At 69.6% G+C, this 16,448-nt stretch carries 16 protein-coding genes; 10 read left to right on the top strand and 6 right to left on the bottom strand.

Annotated elements, in window-relative coordinates; genetic code table 11:
* Positions 1-18 precede the first annotated feature (18 nt).
* Positions 19-1,035 (bottom strand): o-succinylbenzoate synthase, encoded by a 1,017-nt coding sequence (locus tag F8O07_RS01065; RefSeq protein WP_158030331.1) that lies wholly within the window; start codon positions 1,033-1,035, stop codon positions 19-21.
* 172 nt (positions 1,036-1,207) lie between these two features.
* On the opposite strand from F8O07_RS01065, the gene F8O07_RS01060 reads away from it, so the two are divergent.
* A complete protein-coding gene (locus F8O07_RS01060) occupies positions 1,208-2,734 on the top strand; it encodes a DHA2 family efflux MFS transporter permease subunit (protein WP_158031724.1) in 1,527 nt (508 codons plus the stop codon).
* Here F8O07_RS01060 and F8O07_RS01055 read toward each other — a convergent pair.
* Together F8O07_RS01055 and F8O07_RS10760 are read right to left on the bottom strand one after the other, a co-directional pair.
* The gene (locus tag F8O07_RS01055; protein WP_158030330.1) at positions 2,731-3,147 is read right to left on the bottom strand and encodes a hypothetical protein; all 417 of its coding nucleotides are present in this window, start codon (positions 3,145-3,147) and stop codon (positions 2,731-2,733) included. The genes F8O07_RS01060 and F8O07_RS01055 overlap by 4 nt on opposite strands.
* Positions 3,148-3,212: 65 nt before the next feature.
* Positions 3,213-4,712 carry a PspC domain-containing protein gene (locus tag F8O07_RS10760; protein ID WP_158030329.1) on the bottom strand — a complete coding sequence of 500 codons (1,500 nt, stop codon included), beginning with the start codon at positions 4,710-4,712 and terminating at the stop codon, positions 3,213-3,215.
* 203 nt (positions 4,713-4,915) lie between these two features.
* Here F8O07_RS10760 and F8O07_RS01045 point away from each other — a divergent pair, with 203 nt between their 5' ends.
* A complete protein-coding gene (locus F8O07_RS01045; protein WP_158030328.1) occupies positions 4,916-6,241 on the top strand; it encodes an ATP-binding protein in 1,326 nt (441 codons plus the stop codon).
* Positions 6,238-6,906, top strand: coding sequence for a response regulator (locus tag F8O07_RS01040; protein ID WP_158030327.1), 669 nt, complete (start codon positions 6,238-6,240; stop codon positions 6,904-6,906). Before F8O07_RS01045 ends, F8O07_RS01040 begins: the two co-directional genes overlap by 4 nt.
* 25 nt (positions 6,907-6,931) lie before the next feature.
* On the opposite strand, the gene F8O07_RS01035 is transcribed toward F8O07_RS01040, so the two are convergent.
* Complete coding sequence (locus F8O07_RS01035) at positions 6,932-8,110, bottom strand: FAD-dependent oxidoreductase (protein WP_158030326.1); 1,179 nt, start codon at positions 8,108-8,110, stop codon at positions 6,932-6,934.
* 203 nt (positions 8,111-8,313) lie between these two features.
* Between F8O07_RS01035 and F8O07_RS10500 the strand changes: the two genes are divergently transcribed.
* The 4 genes from F8O07_RS10500 (at position 8,314) to F8O07_RS01020 (ending at position 11,751) form a co-directional block, all read left to right on the top strand.
* The gene (locus F8O07_RS10500; RefSeq protein WP_192496575.1) at positions 8,314-8,475 is read left to right on the top strand and encodes a hypothetical protein; all 162 of its coding nucleotides are present in this window, start codon (positions 8,314-8,316) and stop codon (positions 8,473-8,475) included.
* The gene (locus F8O07_RS01030; protein ID WP_158030325.1) at positions 8,472-9,443 is read left to right on the top strand and encodes a 1,4-dihydroxy-2-naphthoyl-CoA synthase; all 972 of its coding nucleotides are present in this window, start codon (positions 8,472-8,474) and stop codon (positions 9,441-9,443) included. The genes F8O07_RS10500 and F8O07_RS01030 overlap by 4 nt, the downstream gene beginning before the upstream one ends.
* Positions 9,431-10,780, top strand: a complete 1,350-nt coding sequence (locus F8O07_RS01025; RefSeq protein WP_158030324.1) for an AMP-binding protein — start codon at positions 9,431-9,433, stop codon at positions 10,778-10,780. Before F8O07_RS01030 ends, F8O07_RS01025 begins: the two co-directional genes overlap by 13 nt.
* Before the next feature lie 62 nt (positions 10,781-10,842).
* Entirely contained in the window at positions 10,843-11,751 is a 909-nt protein-coding gene (locus F8O07_RS01020) for a 1,4-dihydroxy-2-naphthoate polyprenyltransferase (protein ID WP_158030323.1), read from the top strand.
* A 2-nt stretch (positions 11,752-11,753) separates the two neighbouring features.
* Here the strand turns inward: F8O07_RS01020 and F8O07_RS01015 are convergent, their stop codons facing one another.
* Positions 11,754-12,119, bottom strand: coding sequence for a DUF4229 domain-containing protein (locus F8O07_RS01015; RefSeq protein ID WP_192496574.1), 366 nt, complete (start codon positions 12,117-12,119; stop codon positions 11,754-11,756).
* 113 nt (positions 12,120-12,232) lie between these two features.
* On the opposite strand from F8O07_RS01015, the gene F8O07_RS01010 reads away from it, so the two are divergent.
* The 3 genes from F8O07_RS01010 to F8O07_RS01000 are packed head-to-tail and all read left to right on the top strand — an operon-like array spanning position 12,233 to position 15,065.
* Positions 12,233-12,652: a PLD nuclease N-terminal domain-containing protein gene (locus F8O07_RS01010; protein ID WP_158030321.1), complete on the top strand. Its 420-nt coding sequence runs from the start codon at positions 12,233-12,235 to the stop codon at positions 12,650-12,652.
* Positions 12,649-14,301 carry a 2-succinyl-5-enolpyruvyl-6-hydroxy-3-cyclohexene-1-carboxylic-acid synthase gene (gene menD / locus F8O07_RS01005; RefSeq protein WP_192496573.1) on the top strand — a complete coding sequence of 551 codons (1,653 nt, stop codon included), beginning with the start codon at positions 12,649-12,651 and terminating at the stop codon, positions 14,299-14,301. The genes F8O07_RS01010 and menD overlap by 4 nt, the downstream gene beginning before the upstream one ends.
* Positions 14,298-15,065: an IspD/TarI family cytidylyltransferase gene (locus F8O07_RS01000; protein WP_192496572.1), complete on the top strand. Its 768-nt coding sequence runs from the start codon at positions 14,298-14,300 to the stop codon at positions 15,063-15,065. Before menD ends, F8O07_RS01000 begins: the two co-directional genes overlap by 4 nt.
* 58 nt (positions 15,066-15,123) lie before the next feature.
* Here F8O07_RS01000 and F8O07_RS00995 read toward each other — a convergent pair whose 3' ends face one another.
* Complete coding sequence (locus F8O07_RS00995; RefSeq protein ID WP_158030318.1) at positions 15,124-16,413, bottom strand: isochorismate synthase MenF; 1,290 nt, start codon at positions 16,411-16,413, stop codon at positions 15,124-15,126.
* Positions 16,414-16,448 lie beyond the last annotated feature (35 nt).

Raw genomic sequence — 16,448 nt, 5'->3', positions numbered from 1 at the left:
TCGGGCAAGGCCTCTGGCTCAGTCGGCGTCGGGTGAATCCCGCGTGAGCTGCGCGTAGCAGTCAGCGATCCGCTCGCGCCACCATCCGGTGCGTGCCGTGCCGGCGTCGAGCTGGCGCAGCGCATCCGCATCGACCTCGGGCCACCCCGGGGCGATCGCGAAGTCGTGCACCAGCGGGCCGGCCACGACATCCCGATCGAAGAACGCACCGGTGCCGAGCCCGCAGGCGTGCTCGAGCGCCGGCAGTGCGGCCGCCACGCGCGCGCCGAAGGCGATGCCGACCGCCGTGTCGAGCGCCGACGAGACGACCGCGGGAAGCCCGGTGTCTCGCACGATGTCGAGCACCCGGCGTGCGCCGCCGAGCGGCTGGGCCTTCACGATGATGAGGTCGGCGGCACCGAGCGCGGCGACCCGCATCGGGTCTTCGGCCTTGCGGATGCTCTCATCGGCCGCGATCGGCACGGTGACTGCCGCGTTCGCGAGCATCTCGCGCAGTCGGGCGAGCTCTTCGACAGTGGCGACCGGCTGCTCGGCGTACTCGAGCCCGAAGCGCTCGAGCTGGGTCAGCGCGGCGAAGGCCTCGTCGAGCGACCAGCGGCCGTTGACGTCGATGCGGATGCGCACCTCGTCGCCGACGACCTCGCGTACGGCCCGCAGGCGGGCTCGGTCGTCTTCGAGAGCCTCGCCGCGGGCGGCCACCTTCACTTTGACCGTGTTCAGCCCGGTCAGGTCGCCGAAACGCGCCAAGACCTCTGGCACCTGCGAGGCAGGCACGGCGGGCATCGTGGCGTTGACCGGCACGCTGCGCCGCACCGGCTCGGGCTGCGGCTGCCAGCCGGCGTCGAGTGCGGCGGCCAGCCACGTGCTCGCCTCAGCGGTCTCGTACTCCAGAAACGGTGAGAACTCGACCCAGCCGCCGGGCGCCTCGAAGAGCGCGGCCTCACGCACCGTGACGCCGCGAAACGGCGTGTTCATGGGCAGCGAGACGACTCGCAGCGTCTCAAGCAGCTCGTCGAGCGAAGGCAGTATGCTCATGTGCCCACGTTACTCCACGGGCCTGAGATGATTCGACACGGACGCATCGAAGCGGAGTATGCTCACGTTCGTCGTTCTGCGGCGTGCTCCGACGCGCATCCTGACACCCCCACACCGAGATTCCTGAACGGGAGAACCAGTGAACACCGCACCTTCGTCTGACCAGCACGTCATGACGCCGCCCGAGACCCCGCACGGTCCGTGGCCGGCGCTGTGGGCGCTGATCATCGGCTTCTTCATGATCCTGATCGACACGACCATCGTGTCGGTCGCCAACCCGAGCATCCAGCACGGCCTGGGCATCGATGTCAACGAGGTGATCTGGGTCACCTCGGCGTACCTGCTCGCCTACTCGGTGCCGATGCTGGTGGCCGGTCGTCTCGGCGACCGCTTCGGCCCGAAGCGGGTCTATCTGGTCGGGCTCGTGATCTTCACCCTCGCCTCGCTGTGGTGCGGTCTCGCCGGCTGGCTGCCGGGCAGCGGCTTCGTCAACATCATCGTGGCGCGAACGATTCAGGGTCTTGGCGGGGCGCTCATGACGCCCCAGACGATGGCGGTGGTGCAGCGTGTGTTCCCGCCGCATCGCCGAGGCAGCGCCATGGCGGTCTGGGGCTCGGTCGCCGGCCTGGCCACGCTGGTCGGGCCGCTGCTGGGAGGTCTGCTGGTCGACGGCCTCGGCTGGGAGTGGATCTTCGTCGTCAACGTGCCGATCGGCGTCATCGGCTTCGTGCTGGCCGTCTGGCTGGTGCCCGACCTCGCCTCGCATCGCGAGAGCTTCGACTGGCTCGGCGTCGTGCTCTCGGCGATCGGCGTGTTCCTGCTGGTCTTCGGCATCCAGGAGGGCAACCGCTACGACTGGAACGGCTGGGTCGTGCTGTCGATCATCGGCGGCATGGTCTTCCTGATCGCGTTCGTGCTCTGGCAGCGCGCAGAGCGTGTGGCTCCGCTGGTGCCGCTGAAGCTCTTCCGCGATCGCAACTTCTCGGTCTCGACCACCACGATCACGCTGATCGGTCTGGGCATCACCGCGATGTTCATCCCGTTGATCTACTACTTTCAGATCGTCCGGGGCCTCACACCGACTCAGTCGGCGCTGATGACCCTGCCCGCCTCGGTGCTCGGCATGCTGCTGGCCCCGATCTCGGGGCGGCTGACCGACCGGGTGCACCCGCGCCTCCTCGCGGCGACGGGCACGCTGTGCTCGGCGCTGGGCATGTGGGCCTACCTGCTCGTCATGCACACAGACACGCCGTGGCTGCTGCTGCTCGTGCCGTCGATGATTCTCGGTCTCGGCAATGCCTTCATGTGGGGGCCGGTCAGCGCCACGGCCACCCGAAACCTGCCGATGAAGCTGGCGGGAGCGGCATCCGGCGTCTTCAACACGGCTCGCCAGATGGGCGGCGTCATCGGCGCCGCGGCGATCGCCGCCGTGATGACATCGCGACTCGATCACTACCTGCCCGGTGCGTCTGAGGCTGCCAGCGCCGGAGGGTCCGCAGGCTCGCTGCCCGAGATCGTCGCCACCGGCTTCACCAGTGCGATGTCTGACTCAATAATCCTGCCCGCGGTCGCTCTGACGGTGGCCGGGCTGGTCGCCCTGTTCTATCAGCGGCCGAACCACTTCGGCGGGCGGAGCACGCCGAGCGTCGAGACCGACGGCAGGCCTGCCGCAGCGGCTGCTGCCCGGCAGACCGACTAACGTCGATCTGCGCGCTGACTGATCGCGGCCCAGATGCCTCCGATGATCAGCAGTGCGCCGAAGCCGATCAGCACCGAGATGATCGCGATGGTCGGGTCGATCGTGAACGGCAGTGTGAGCGAGGCGACCACGAGCACAGCCGCCACGATGACGATCAGCCCCCAGACGACGGTGCCGATGCGCGGGCCGGGGCGTCCCGGCGCCTGCTCCGGTGTCTGCACCTGAGTCGGTGCGTCGGCGGGCGCAGCGGGCGCACCAGCCGCAGGGGGCGCACCAGCTGCGGCGGGTGCCGTGGTCGCGCCGAGCGGCTCGTGCAGCGGCTCGTGCAGCGGCAGGGTGTCGTGCGTGTCTTCGGTGTTCGTCTTCGGCCGCTGGACGGGATCGTGCGGTTCGGGTGTGGTGGGAAGTGACATCGGAATGACCTTTCGAGAAGAGGATCGGGGAGCGGGCTCAGCGCGTTCGTGCGGGTGGCCGAGGGTCATCGTGCCGGCTGCAGGCTCATCGTCGAGGCGATCAGATGCGCGTTGACCGTCACGCCCGCAGAATCATCGGTGTCGCCTGACACGACCCGACCGTCGCGCACCACGGTGATCGAGCTGAAGCCGAGACCCGAGCGCTGCTCGGGCTCACCGCCGGGCAGTGCGTCTTGGTTCAGTGTGCTGACGGTGGCCGTCGTCACGATGCGGAACGTGCCCGAATCGGGAATCATCAGAGACAGTGTGCCGGCCGTGCTTGAGACGTCGATCGGCGCCGGGGTGTGCGAAGCGTCGTCGAGCGCCCCAAGATCGAGCCGGCCGGTCGAGGCGACCATGGAGAACGACGGTGCCGACGCCTCGTCGACCAGGTCGCTCGGCTGCACACTCCAGTGCGCGTCGCCTGCGACCGTTATGGGTCCGGTGCGCACGACGGTCAGCGGGCTGAGCGTCAGCGTGCCGGCGGCGGCGACCACGGCGAGAAAGCTCAGCACGCCGCCGCGTCGACCCATCAGCCCGAGAACCGTGATCGTGACGCCGAGCACGAGCAGTGCCGCGGCGAATCCGAGTGCGACGGCGGTGAGCGCGCTGACCTCCGAGCTGATCATCGGCGCGAGACCGCCGACCGCCCCACCGACGACGAGCGCGATGCCGAAGCCGATCGAGACGGCCGCGCTGCCCGGCCGGCTGCGTTCATGTGCGAGACGTGCGCGTTCCGCTGCCGCCTGACCCTGCATCCGTGCCTGCTCGGCCTGCTGCCGCCCGCGTGCTCGGGCCTCTTCGTGCGCTGCTCTCGCCTGCGCACGACCTTGGGCGTTCGCGGCGGCGAACGCGGCCTTCGACTGCTGTGCGGCGTCAGAGAAAGCGTCACGGGTCTGCTGCGCAGCGTCGTCGTATGCGGTGGGCTGAGGGCCGCCGCCCGACCGGCTCGCGCGCCGGATCAGCCAGACCACCAGCCAGATCAGCGCGGCGGTGACGGCGATCGTCCAGATCACGCGCAGAGCGATGGCGAGGCCCGACAGGTGCAGCACATCGTCATCCCAGAACCAGCCGATGCCGAACCCGTGACCGCCGATCGGGGTGAGCGGCAGCAGTACGACGGCGCCGAGACCCACCCACACCCCGGTGCTCGCGCGGCCCTGCAGCGCCTCTTCGAGATGGATGCGACCGTCGGCCGCCGGCAGCAGCAGCCAGGCCGCGAGGTAGGTGAGCACGCCGATGCCGCCGACGAAGAACAGTGCGACGGCGATGCCGCGTACGATCAGCGGGTCGATGCCGAAGCGATGCGCGATGCCGGAGCACACGCCCGCGAACCATCGGTCATCGCCACGGGTCACCCCGAGGCCGCGCAGCCAGGGGAAGAAGCCGGTCTGCCGGCTCTGGTCGCCGCGGTCGGTCTGTGCTCCATGGCCTGTCTGCGCACCGTGGTCAGTCTGGGCGCCGTCGCCGGAGTGGCCGGCGTCGGCAGGGCCTTCGGGCGCTGGAGGTGTGGGGTGAGCGTTCATGTTCACCAGTGTGCGTGCCGAGCCGGGGCCGCCGCTATCAGGGATCACCCTGATTTCTGCTCAGGGCACTCTCCCCTGCGGGGATCGCTCACCGCCACCACGGATCGCTCCCCGCCACCACGGATCGCTCCGAAACAGCCGTTGACGAGCGATCGCGGTAGAGAGCGAGCGATCCCCGCAGGCGTCCGTGGTTGGATGGAGGCATGAGCCCACCCGTCTCGCAGCGCCGGATGCTGCGCACGCGCCCGCGTGTGCTCGGCGGCGTGTGCGCAGGGCTCGCGGAGCATCTGCACGTCTCGGTGCAGGCTGTGCGCATCGGCATGGTGGTCGCGGCCCTCTTCGGCGGCGCCGGCATCGTGCTCTATTTCTGGCTGTGGCTGCTGGTGCCGGACGCCGACGATCCGGCACGTCAGCCACCGGCCGCCTCGGTCGCGGGCAGCATCCTGCAGCGACCCGGCGATGCAGCTCGGACAACGTCGGATCCCGCGCCTTCCACCAACCGTCGTTTCAACCCGGCCGTGCCGCTGCTGATCGGCGGCGGGCTGCTCGCGCTCGCCATCGCCGTGGCGACCGGCAGTGTGCCGCTGCAGATTCTGATTCCCGCCGCGATCGCCGTCGTGGGCCTGGTGCTGGCCTGGCGTCGGCTCATCAGCGACGGCGCAGCCGGAACGCGGGAGGTGACCTGGCAGGTCATCGGCGGCGCGGCGCTCGTCGTGGTCGGTGTGATCCTGCTCGTGCTGCCGGGCGGCGAGGGGCGACCCACCGGCGTGCTGGGCGGCGCGCTCGCGGTGCTGGCAGGTGCCGGCGTCGCACTGGCGCCGTGGGTCGTCAAAGTGATGCGCACGCTGGCCAACGAGCGGGCGGAGCGTGCTCGGGCGAACGAGCGAGCCGACATCGCCGCGCATCTGCATGACTCGGTGCTGCAGTCTCTGGCGCTGATCCGGCAGAAGTCTGCCCCGGACAGCGACGTCGCACGCATCGCCCGACGCCAGGAACGCGAGCTGCGCGACTGGCTGTTCGTGCGCGACACCGGGCTCACAGACGAGGAGCGCGCCGAACCGAGCGACGTCGGCGCACGGCTGCGCGCGATCGCAGAGCGGCTGGACGAGGAGCACGGCTGCACCTTCGACGTGGTGACGATCGGGGAGGTCGTGGTCACCGGGGCGCTGCGCGGGAGCGGCGGTGCCGACGCCCTGGTCGCAGCCGCCAACGAGGCGATGACGAATGCCGCCCGGCACGTCGGCGGGCGCATCTCGGTACTGGTCGAGGGCGGCGTCGACGCGGGTGCGGCGGCTGCGGATGCGACGCCACGTCGCCGGCTGAGCGTGACGGTGACCGATCGCGGCCCGGGGGTCGATCTCGGTGCGATTCCCGATGACCGACATGGCATCCGCTCGTCGATCATCGCGCGCATGCGGCGGTCTGGCGGGCAGGCGCGCATCACCGCAGGCCCGGGCGGTCACGGTACGCGCGTGGTGCTCACCCTCGACGAGCAGGACGCGATGACGACGGAGCGGGACGGCAGATGAACGAGACGGATGAAGCACGCATCAGCGTCGTGCTGGTCGAAGATCACTCGATCTTTCGGGCGGGGCTGCGCGAGTCGCTCGCCGACGACCTGGCAGTGGTCGGTGAGGCTCCCGACGTCGACGCCGCCGTGCGGGTAATCGGCGAGGCCCAGCCGCAGATCGTGCTGCTCGACGTGCATCTGCCCGGTGGTCAGGGCGGTGGCGGAGCAGAGGTGATCGAGCGCTCGCAGCGTTCGGCGCCGAACACGCGCTTTCTCGCGCTGAGCGTCTCGGACTCGGCCGAAGACGTCGTGCGAGTGATTCGCGCCGGTGCTCGCGGATACATCACGAAGAGCTCCTCGGCCGAAGAGGTCTCTGACGCGGTACGGCGGGTGGCCGACGACGACGCGGTCTTCTCGCCGCACCTCGCCGGGTTTGTTCTCGACGCGTTCGGAGCGGCCAGCGGAGAGACCGCGCAGGCCGACGACGAACTCGACCGGCTCACCCGGCGCGAGCAGCAGGTGCTGCGCCTGATCGCACAGGGCTACACCTACAGAGAGATCGCGGCCGACCTCTTCATCTCGGTCAAGACCGTCGAGACGCATGTCTCGTCGGTGCTGCGCAAGCTGCAGATGTCGTCGAGACACGAGCTGACCGCGTGGGCGCTCGCCCGCCGGCTGCTGTGACCGCGCGCGACCGGCGGCATGCGGTTCAGCCCACGGGGTCGGCGTGATGCGCCAGCGTGAACTCCGCATCCTGCCACGGGCTCGCACCGGTGAGCGCCAGATCGGCGAGGGCCTGCCCCCAGACGGGAGCGAACTTGAAGCCGTTGCCCGACATGCCGGCGGCGATCGAGATCCGTCCCTCGCCGATGGTGTCGATGATCGGCCGACTGTCAGGGCTCTGAGAGTCGGGGTGCACCGACCACCGGACGGGCTCTGGATCGAGACTCGGGAAGATGCGCTGTGCCTGAGTGCCGAGCCAGCGCAGCTGCTCTCGCGAGAGAGTCATCGGGCGACGGGCCGGATTGGCCACCGTCGGCAAGTGCAGGTGCGGGCTGACCTTCACGCTGAAGCTGTCGATGCTCGGCGCGCCGAAGGCGTGCATGTCGCCGAAGTCGCGCATGAACCCCGGCAGCCTCGCGGGAAGAAAGGCCGAGATGTCGGCGGGCATGAACCAGGCCAGTGCAAAGTTCGCGACCGTCAGCATCCGGCTCAGGCCCGGCACCAGACGAGCCGTCCACGGGCCGGCCGTCACGATCACGTGACCGGCTTCGACCGCGCCGGCAGAGGTCTCGATGCGAACCCCGGTGCCCGTCGGGCTCAGCGAGGTCACGACGGTGTTGTACAGCACCTCGGCGCCGTCGGCCTGAGCCTGTCGTGAGGCCGCGAAGACCGCGCTCTCCGGGCGCACGACGCCGGCCAGCTCGTCGAGGAAGCCCTCGTCGCCGTGGTCGACTGCGAACTGAGGGTACTGACGTCTCAGGTCGTCGGCGTCGAAGTGCCGGTGGGGCAGGTCGAACTCCTCGGCGGCGCTCAAGGCCGCGTGAAGATCCGGGTGCCCGCTGGGAGCGATGTGGATGGCGCCGGCCGGAATGAGGAGACCGCGTGCTGCGAGTCGCCCGAGCTCCAGCCACCGGGTGCGCGCTTCGAGCAGCGCCGGGGTGAGATGACGTCCCTCTTTGGCGGCGACGCGGAACAGTCGGGACTCACCGGTGAAGGCGCCGTGGGTGTGCACCGTGCCGTACTGCTCGATGCCGAGCACGCGCAGCGTGCTCGCGGATCGCCGTCGTGCTGTGGAGAGCGCCCAGAGCGCCATGGAGCCGATCGTGCCGACGCCGACCACGGCGACGTCGACGACTCTGGCGGCTGGTGTGGTGTGCTTGCTCATCCGGGTGCCGGCCTTTCGCCGAGGTTCGGCACGCTGCCGTCTCCGCTCCACCGCCGAGTCGGCTGCAACGGCACATGAAGGGCAGACAACGCCATTGTGAACCTCTTCTGCCGAACGGGAGGTGAAGCCGTGTCGGTCGAACCTGCACGGAATGAGAACCCATCATTGTTATACGAACGTATTGTTTCGGCGCTCTTCCAGGCATGTTTCCACTGGGAAACACGGCTGCCCGCCGGCCGGGACGCCGCATCCGGGTGACTCTGCGCAGTGACGACGCCGAGCCGATCACGGGAGCCCTCGCCGCTCTGCGCGAGGTGGTGCGCGGTGCGGCTCGGCCAGACCGACCGCTAGAATCGGCGTCGTGAGCGACGCGAACAACTCGACCCCGGCATCCACCCCAGAACATGCGGCAGAACACGCGGCCGCATCGGTCTCTGAGACCTTCGACGCGACGCAGTGGCGCGCAGTCGCGGGCTTCGAAGACTTCGCCGACGTCACCTACCACCATGACGTCAGCGGGCGCATCGCGCGCGTGGCGATCGACCGGCCCGAGGTGCGCAACGCGTTTCGCCCCCGCACTGTCGACGAGCTCTATCGTGCGCTCGACGACGCGCGCTGCAACCCGCGCATCGGTGTCGTGCTGCTGACCGGCAACGGCCCCAGCCCGAAAGACGGCGGCTGGGCGTTCTCATCGGGAGGCGACCAGCGCATTCGCGGCCGCGACGGCTACAAATACTCAGACGACGAGACGCACGTCGACGCCGCCGACCAGGCCCGCTCGGGGCGCCTGCACATTCTCGAAGTGCAGCGGCTGATCCGGTTCATGCCCAAAGTTGTCATCGCGGTGGTCGGCGGCTGGGCAGCCGGCGGCGGCCACTCGCTGCATGTGGTCTGCGACCTCAGCATCGCGAGCCGCCAGCACGCGCGCTTCATGCAGACCGACGCCAACGTGGGGTCGTTCGACGCCGGCTACGGGTCGGCCCTGCTCGCCCGGCAGGTGGGGCAGAAGAACGCCCGCAGCATCTTCTTCCTGGCCGAGGAGTACGACGCGCAGCGCGCCTATGAGATGGGTGCGGTGGACACCGTCGTCGATCACGACCAGATCGAGGTCGAGGCGCTGCGACAGGCGAGGGTGATCCTGACCAAGTCGCCGACGGCCATCCGCATGCTCAAATTCGCGTTCAACGCCGCAGACGACGGCATGGTCGGTCAGCAGATCTTCGCCGGCGAGGCCACGCGCCTCGCCTATGGCACCGACGAGGCCGTCGAGGGCCGCGACTCGTTCCTGCAGAAGCGCGACCCTGACTGGAGCCCGTTCCCGTGGCAGTTCTGACCCCGCTCGAGGTGGCGTCGGCACCGGGGCTGGCGCGACCGCTGGTCGTGGTCGACGCCGACCCGATGTCGCTGTTCACCGCGCTGCCCGACGTGCTGGCCGGGCAGGGGCCGGCGCTGCTGCCGGCGCCCGCTGAGACGGCGGATGCCGAGCGTGCGTTCGTCGAGCAGGCCGGCGGCCTCGAGGGTATGGAGGTCGCCGTCGACCCCGACGTCGCCGTCGTCATTCGCACCTCAGGGTCGACGGGGCGTCCCAAGCGCGTGGGGCTCTCGGCGCAGGCCTTGGTGTCGAGCGCACGGGGCACGAACGAGATTCTCGGAGAAGGGCACTGGCTGCTCGCCCTGCCCGCACACTATATCGCCGGGCTGCAGGTGCTCGTGAGGTCGCTCGCAGCAGGCACGACCCCGGTCGTCGCACACCACCTGCGCAGCGATTGCGTCGACCGGCACTTCACCCCAGAGGCGTTCGTCGCGGCGACCGACGAGCTGGCGGCGCAGGCCGCTGCCGAGGCGCAGGCAGACGCCCCCAGCGCATCCGCCGCACACCTGCTCACCGCGCTGGTGCCGACACAGCTGCATGTGCTGCTCGAAGACGCCGCCGCGCACCCGGAGACGCTCGACGCCCTGCGTCGATATGCGCACATCATGGTCGGCGGGCAGCGTTCGGCGCCCGGTCTGCTGCAGGCCGCGCGTGACGCCGGCATCGACGTGGTCACGACGTATGGCAGCTCTGAGACGGCCGGCGGCTGTGTGTACACCCTCGCCGATGGTTCGCAGCGGCGGGTGGGTGACACTACACTTGCAGTCAGAGACGGCAGCGTCTTCGTCTCGGGGTCTGTGCTTGCCAGCGGCTATATCGCCGACCCCGAGCGCACTGCACAGACCTTCGTCGAGCACGGCGGCAGCCGGTGGCTGGCCACCGGCGACCTCGGCGACCTGACTAAGGGAGTGTTGACCGTGACCGGACGCGACGATCAGACCATCATCACGGGTGGAGTCAAACTCGACCTCAACGAGGTGCACGACGTGCTGCACAGCCTGCCCGGCCTGGACGATGCGGTCGCGGTTCCCTTCGACGACGAGAAGTGGGGCACCCGCTTCGCCGTGTATGCCGACGGGCGCAACCGGGTCAAGCGCATGACGCGAGAAGAGCTGAACCTCGTGCTGCGCGAGCGTCTCGGGCGCCATGCCGGTGCCGCCGCCATCACATACTTCCCCTTCGGGCTGCCTCGGCTGCCGAGCGGCAAGGTCGATCTGCGCTCGCTGCACGAGACGGCAGAGGCGCTGGCGGGTTCGGCGCTCGCAGCTCAGCGCCCCTCGCCCAAAGACTCCATCTGACCAGAACGACCGGCCGCCTCATGGCTGATCGATGACGAATTGACGAGAAAGACCCCCGCTGCATGAACTTTCAGGATCCCTCCGGTTCCCTGACCCGCCGAGCCACGTTCGGCGACTGGCTCGAAGGCGCGAGACTGCGCACGCTGCCCCTGGCGATCGCCCCGGTCGTGGCCGGGTCTGGCGTCGCCGGCCATTACGGCCGATTCAACCTGCTCTTCGCGGTGCTGGCGCTCGCGGTGGCGCTGCTGCTGCAGATCGGGGTGAACTACGCCAACGACTACTCCGACGGCATTCGCGGCACCGATGAGCATCGAGTCGGTCCGGCCCGTCTGACCGGCGGCAAACTGGCGAAGCCCCTGGTGGTCAAGGCAGCGGCCTTCGTCTGCTTCGGGCTGGCGGCAGTGCTCGGCCTGTGGCTGTCGCTCGCCTCGGGGTTCTGGTGGTTTCCGATCATCGGGCTGGTGGCCATCGTCGCAGCCTGGTTCTATACCGGCGGTTCGCACCCGTACGGCTACGCAGGGCTCGGCGAGGTCGCCGTCTTCGTCTTCTTCGGTCTGGTCGCCACGATGGGCACCGAGGTCGTGCAGACCGGCGCGCCCAGCTGGGTCGGCGTGTGGGCCGCCGTGGCCATGGGGCTGTTCTCGTGCGCGGTGCTGATGATCAACAACATCCGAGACATCGAGACCGACCGCGTGGCCGGCAAGCACACGCTCGCGGCCCGTCTCGGTCATCGCAATGCGAACATCGCCTACCTGCTGATGTGCGGGCTGCCCTTCGTCATCGCAGCGGTCGCACTGCATCCGGATGCGTCACTCGGGTGGATCTCGCTGGCTGCGGTGGTGCCGGTCGCCTTCGCCGTGGTGCGTGGGCTGCATCCGCGCTCGCCGCGAGACCAGATCGCCTCGCTGAAATTCACCAGCCTCGGAGCGCTGGCCTTCGCGGTGCTGCTCGCCGTCGGCCTGCAGTTCTGAGCTCAGGCGCCGGGCTTCGCCGCGTCGTCAGGCTTCGCAGCGTCGTCGGGCTTCGCCGGCCGGTCTGCACGGCCATCGGCCTGCCGCTCGGCCTCGTCGAGTTCGGCGTCTTCGATGTCGTCGGCCACACGACCGAGGCGACGCTTCGCCCGCACCTCTTCAGGGTGAGCCTTGCGGCGGGCGAGCTCGTCGCTGAACGCCTGACGCTGTTTGCCGAGCACGAGGTATGAGACCAAGAGGCCGACGACGACGGCGATCAGCGCGGCGACGAACGGGTTGAATCCCAGAAGCAGCAGAATGATGAGCGCGACCAGCACGATGCCGACGCGCAGCAGAGTGTAGACGAGCCAGGCGGGAAGCTTTTTCACGCCCTTGAGTCTAGAGGCTCTGCTCATGACGAGCCTGTGCGGGCACGTCTCCAGATTCGAGATCAGATACGTCACCCAGCTCGCTGACAGCGGTCTCGCGTACGATAGACGGCATGGTACGCATCGGAATCGTCGTCGCTCTCGTGGCGCTGGCCGCCATGGTGGTGGCGTTCATCGATGCCGCCCTGACGCCTCGCGGCACCACCGGCGTGATGCCGAAATGGGCGTGGATGATCGTGATCGTGCTGCTGCCGGTCATCGGTGCGGTGCTCTGGTGGTACGCGGGTCGTCCGCGAGCATCGGTGACCGCTGAGGGTTCATCGTCTGCACAGCAGAGTCGGCCCGGTGGTGCAGGCTCGTCTCACGGCGACGCCGGCGGCGTGCGCCCGACAGTCGAGCTTCCCAGCGAGAGCGCGATGCACGGCATGACGGCAGACGAGCGCATCGCCTGGCTCGAGCAGCAGCTGTCCGACCTCGAAGAAGAGAACGATCGGCCGAACGGCGGAGACAAATCCTCGAAGGGCGATCAGTGACCGCCGCTGCGGCGGCATCCAGCGAATTCGCAACGGCCCTGCTGCTGGCGCTCGTCGAGCGCGGCGTCGAGCACGTCGTCGTGAGCCCGGGGTCGCGGTCTCAGGCGCTCGCACTCGCCGCGGCAGAGCTCGAGGCCGCTGGCCTGCTTCACCTGCACGTGCGCATCGACGAGCGAGATGCGGCGTTTCTGGCGCTCGGCATCGGCATGGCCACACGACGCCCGGCGGCCGTGATCACGACCTCGGGCAGCGCTGTCGGCAATCTGGTGCCTGCCGCGATGGAGGCCGCTCGCGCGCAGGTGCCGATGCTGCTGCTCACCGCAGACCGGCCGGCCGAGCTGCGCGGCACCGGAGCCAACCAGACCACTCGACAGGCGAACATCCTCGGTGATCTGGCGACGCTCGACCACGACCTCGCTGAGGAGGACTACGCGCGCGATCCAGTGGGGCTCGCGGTTCGACTCGCCTGCGAGGTGCTGCCGTTCGCCGAGTTCAACCGACCCGGCATCGACGATGAACACGTTTCGCTGCGCGGGCCCATGCAGGTGAACGTGCAGTTCGTCGAGCCGCTGTCGGGCCGCCACACCGAGACGAGCGCGCTGCAGGCGCTGGTGCGCCGTCGTATCGACGACGAGCGGCCACAGCATCCGCTGCTGAACGCGACGCGCAAAGAGGCGGCCACCGTGCCGGCGCGCGGCACCGTGCTGGTCGCCGGGTTGGGCGCCGACGTCGATCTGGTGCGAGCGGCTCGTGACGCCGGCGTGCCGGTCATCGCCGAGATCACGTCGGGAGCGCGGCAGTGGCACACCGTCAAGGGCTACCGAGAGTGGCTCGATCACGGAGCCGACGGCGCGTGCAGGATGATCGTCACCGGCCTGCCGTCACTCTCGCGGCAGGTGTGGCACTTCGCCGAACGCGCCGACGTGCAGGTGATCGCGGTGGCTCCGGCCGGGCGTGAGCACTTCTCTCCGGGGCATCGGGCGCGTCGCGTCGACCTGCTGCGGTTCGAAGCGAGTGCGCAGGGGGGTGACGCACACGGCGACGGCGCAGCGGATGCCCCCGGTGCGTCTGTCGTTGCGGATGAGCCGCTGACCGGTGAGGCTCTCACCCGCGAAGCGGTCATCGACGCGGTCTGGCGGCACAGTCGCATCGATGCTCCGAGCGCCGATGCGATCTATCTCGCCTCGTCGCACATGGTGCGCGTGGCCGACGAACGAGTGGGGGCGAGTGCCGTTCCCGTGTTCGGGCATCGAGGTCTCGCCGGCATCGACGGCACGATCTCGGCCGCCTCGGGCGTCGCTGACGCACGGCGCGCAGCCGGGGCTGGCGCGCTCACCCGCCTGGTCATCGGCGATCTCGCCTTCGCACACGATGTGGGCGGCCTGCTGCGCCCGGAGTGCGAGGCCGCACCGCCGCTGCAGATCATCGTCGTCAACGACCACGGGGGCAGCATCTTCGCCGGCCTCGAGGTCGCGACCGCAGACCCGGCGCTCTACGAGCGGGTCGTGCGCACGCCGCAGCCGCTGCGCGTGCGAGAGACCGCCGCGGCCTACGGATGGGCCTACCGTCAGGCGCGCGACGTCGCCGAGCTCGATGGTCTGGTGGCGGCCGGAGAGCCGGGCATCGTCGAGGTCGTGATCGACGCGTGACTGCGGCTGTCGAGCTCGATGTCATGCGCGTCGGGGTGCTGCTCGCCGGGGGAGTGGGCGCTCGCGTGGGCGCCGGCCTGCCGAAGCAGCTGGTCGAGGTCGCGGGGCGGCCGCTCATCGAGCACACCATCGCGGCGTTCGAGCGCAGCGGCCTGTTCGACGAGCTGCTCGTCGTGATGCATCCCGACCATGTGGATGCGGTGCGCGCGCTGGTCGGCGACGACGGGTCGGGCGTTCGTCGGCATCCGCTGGTGCGTGCGGTGATTCCCGGTGGTGCCGAGCGCAGCGACTCGTCCCGTCTCGCCGTCGAGCATCTGGCGGGTCGGCTGCCTGACGACGCGCGCGTCTTTCTGCATGATGCCGCACGTCCGTTCGTGAGTGCCGAGGTGCTCAGGCGAGTCGATGCAGGCCTCGAACGTGCAGACGCGGTGGTCACTGCGGTGCCGAGCGCCGACACCGTGATCGAAGTGCGTGACGAAGAGGTCGGCGGGCGCCGTTCAGAGGTGTTGGCGGTGACGCCGCCGCGGTCGCACATGAGACTGGTGCAGACTCCGCAGGCGTTTCGTCTCGGGGTGATCCTCGACGCGCATCGACGTGTGCGCAACGACCCGGAGTTCGCTCCCACCGACGACGGCTCAGTGGTGCGACATGCCCGACCCGACGTCGCGGTGCTGGTCGTCGCCGGCGACGCGGCGAACGGCAAAGTCACCACCGCGGCCGATCTGGCCGAGGCGCGTCGTCGTCTCGCCGATCCCGAGGGCTGATCTTGAGGCCTGATCCCGAGGTCTGCCTGCGAGGCCGACCTGGGAGGCCTGAGCTCTCTCAGCCTGCGAGAGCCTGCCGAATCGGCTGCAGCTTGGCGCTGGTCTCGTCGAACTCCTGCTCGGGCACAGACCCGGCCACGATGCCACCGCCCGCCCAGGCCGTGATCGTCGAGCCGATGCGCTGTGCCGAGCGCAGCCCGATGGCCCATTCTCCGTCTCCGCTCGCATCGATCCAGCCGACCGGGCCGGCATAGCGTCCCCGGTTCACGCCTTCGATCGCGCTGATCGTCTGCAGAGAGGTCTCACGTGGAACGCCGGCGACCGCAGCCGTCGGGTGCACCGCGGCAACCAGGGCCAGCACGTCTGCGCCGTCGGCGAGCTCGGCGTCGACGTCGGTTGCCAGATGCAGCACGTTGGGAAGTTCGAGCACGAAGGGTCCTCGCGTCGTGAGCTCATGCACGTGCGGGGCCAGCGTGTCGAGCAGGCTCTGCGCAGCGAACGCATGCTCGTGCTGATCCTTGGGCGACGTCAGCAGGTCGCGAGCGAGTTCGTCGACTGCGGGGTTCGCGTCACGTGGCCGCGTGCCGGCGAGCACCCGCGCGTGCACACGCCCGCGATGCGCCTCGACGAGCGTCTCGGGGCTGGCCCCGAAGAACCCGTCGACGCAGAAGTTCCAGCACGAGGGATAGGCGGCCTCGAGCCGCTGCAGCACGGTGGGCAGGTCGAAGGCCTCTGGCAGATTCGCGTGCTCCGACCGCGCGACGACCACTTTCTGCAGCGTGCCCTGCTCGATCAGGTCGAGTGCCCGGCGAACTGCGTGCGCGTGCCGTTCGGGTGCGTCGGCATCGGCGTGCAGCGTCGCGACCGAGTCGGCGGCGAGGGCGGCGGCGCGGCGTGCGCGTCGGTCGGCGGATGCGGCCAGCAGACGGTCGACCTCGGCTCTGATGCGATCGGGGTCGAGCCGGTCGTTGACGGAGGCTCCCGCACTCGAGTCGATCACCCGGGTGGCCCAGGTGCGCCCGCCTCGCTGAGTGATTAGCAGGCTCGGCACCACGAGCACGCTGGGCACGGCTGCGGCGTCGTCGAAGGCGAACGCTCCGAAGGCGGCCAGGCCGGTTCCCGGCTCTGCCGCGGCACCCAGCTGGTGGGCCGAGTCGGCCACTGACTTCCAGACGCGACGGGCCTGATCGAAGCGCTCCGGGCCCGAGAACGTGAGGGTCAGCGCGCGGCCGATGCCCAGCATCCCCTCGCCGTCTCGCCACCAGAGCAGGGGGTCTGCGGCGTCGAGCAGGGGGAAGGGAGTGTCGAAGGCGTGCACCTGGACTGTGCGGGTGGTGAGTTGGAACACGTGCAAGATCCTAGCCCGGAGCCGTCCGCTGTCGG

The organism is Pseudoclavibacter sp. CFCC 13796, assembly GCF_008831185.1.
GTDB lineage: Bacteria > Actinomycetota > Actinomycetes > Actinomycetales > Microbacteriaceae > Pseudoclavibacter_A.
The sequence above is the reverse complement of the archived record's forward strand: the minus strand, read 5'-3'. Positions and strand labels throughout refer to the sequence as shown.

Excerpts from the sequence above, each read along its gene's own strand:
- F8O07_RS01035 (WP_158030326.1), bottom strand. The coding sequence starts at position 8,110 with ATGAGCAAGCACACCACACCAGCCGCCAGAGTCGTCGACGTCGCCGTG.
- F8O07_RS01040 (WP_158030327.1), top strand. The coding sequence starts at position 6,238 with ATGAACGAGACGGATGAAGCACGCATCAGCGTCGTGCTGGTCGAAGAT.
- F8O07_RS10500 (WP_192496575.1), top strand. The coding sequence starts at position 8,314 with ATGTTTCCACTGGGAAACACGGCTGCCCGCCGGCCGGGACGCCGCATC.
- F8O07_RS01020 (WP_158030323.1), top strand. The coding sequence starts at position 10,843 with ATGAACTTTCAGGATCCCTCCGGTTCCCTGACCCGCCGAGCCACGTTC.
- F8O07_RS01010 (WP_158030321.1), top strand. The coding sequence starts at position 12,233 with ATGGTACGCATCGGAATCGTCGTCGCTCTCGTGGCGCTGGCCGCCATG.
- F8O07_RS01045 (WP_158030328.1), top strand. The coding sequence starts at position 4,916 with ATGAGCCCACCCGTCTCGCAGCGCCGGATGCTGCGCACGCGCCCGCGT.
- F8O07_RS10760 (WP_158030329.1), bottom strand. The coding sequence starts at position 4,712 with ATGAACGCTCACCCCACACCTCCAGCGCCCGAAGGCCCTGCCGACGCC.
- F8O07_RS01055 (WP_158030330.1), bottom strand. The coding sequence starts at position 3,147 with ATGTCACTTCCCACCACACCCGAACCGCACGATCCCGTCCAGCGGCCG.
- F8O07_RS01065 (WP_158030331.1), bottom strand. The coding sequence starts at position 1,035 with ATGAGCATACTGCCTTCGCTCGACGAGCTGCTTGAGACGCTGCGAGTC.
- F8O07_RS01060 (WP_158031724.1), top strand. The coding sequence starts at position 1,208 with ATGACGCCGCCCGAGACCCCGCACGGTCCGTGGCCGGCGCTGTGGGCG.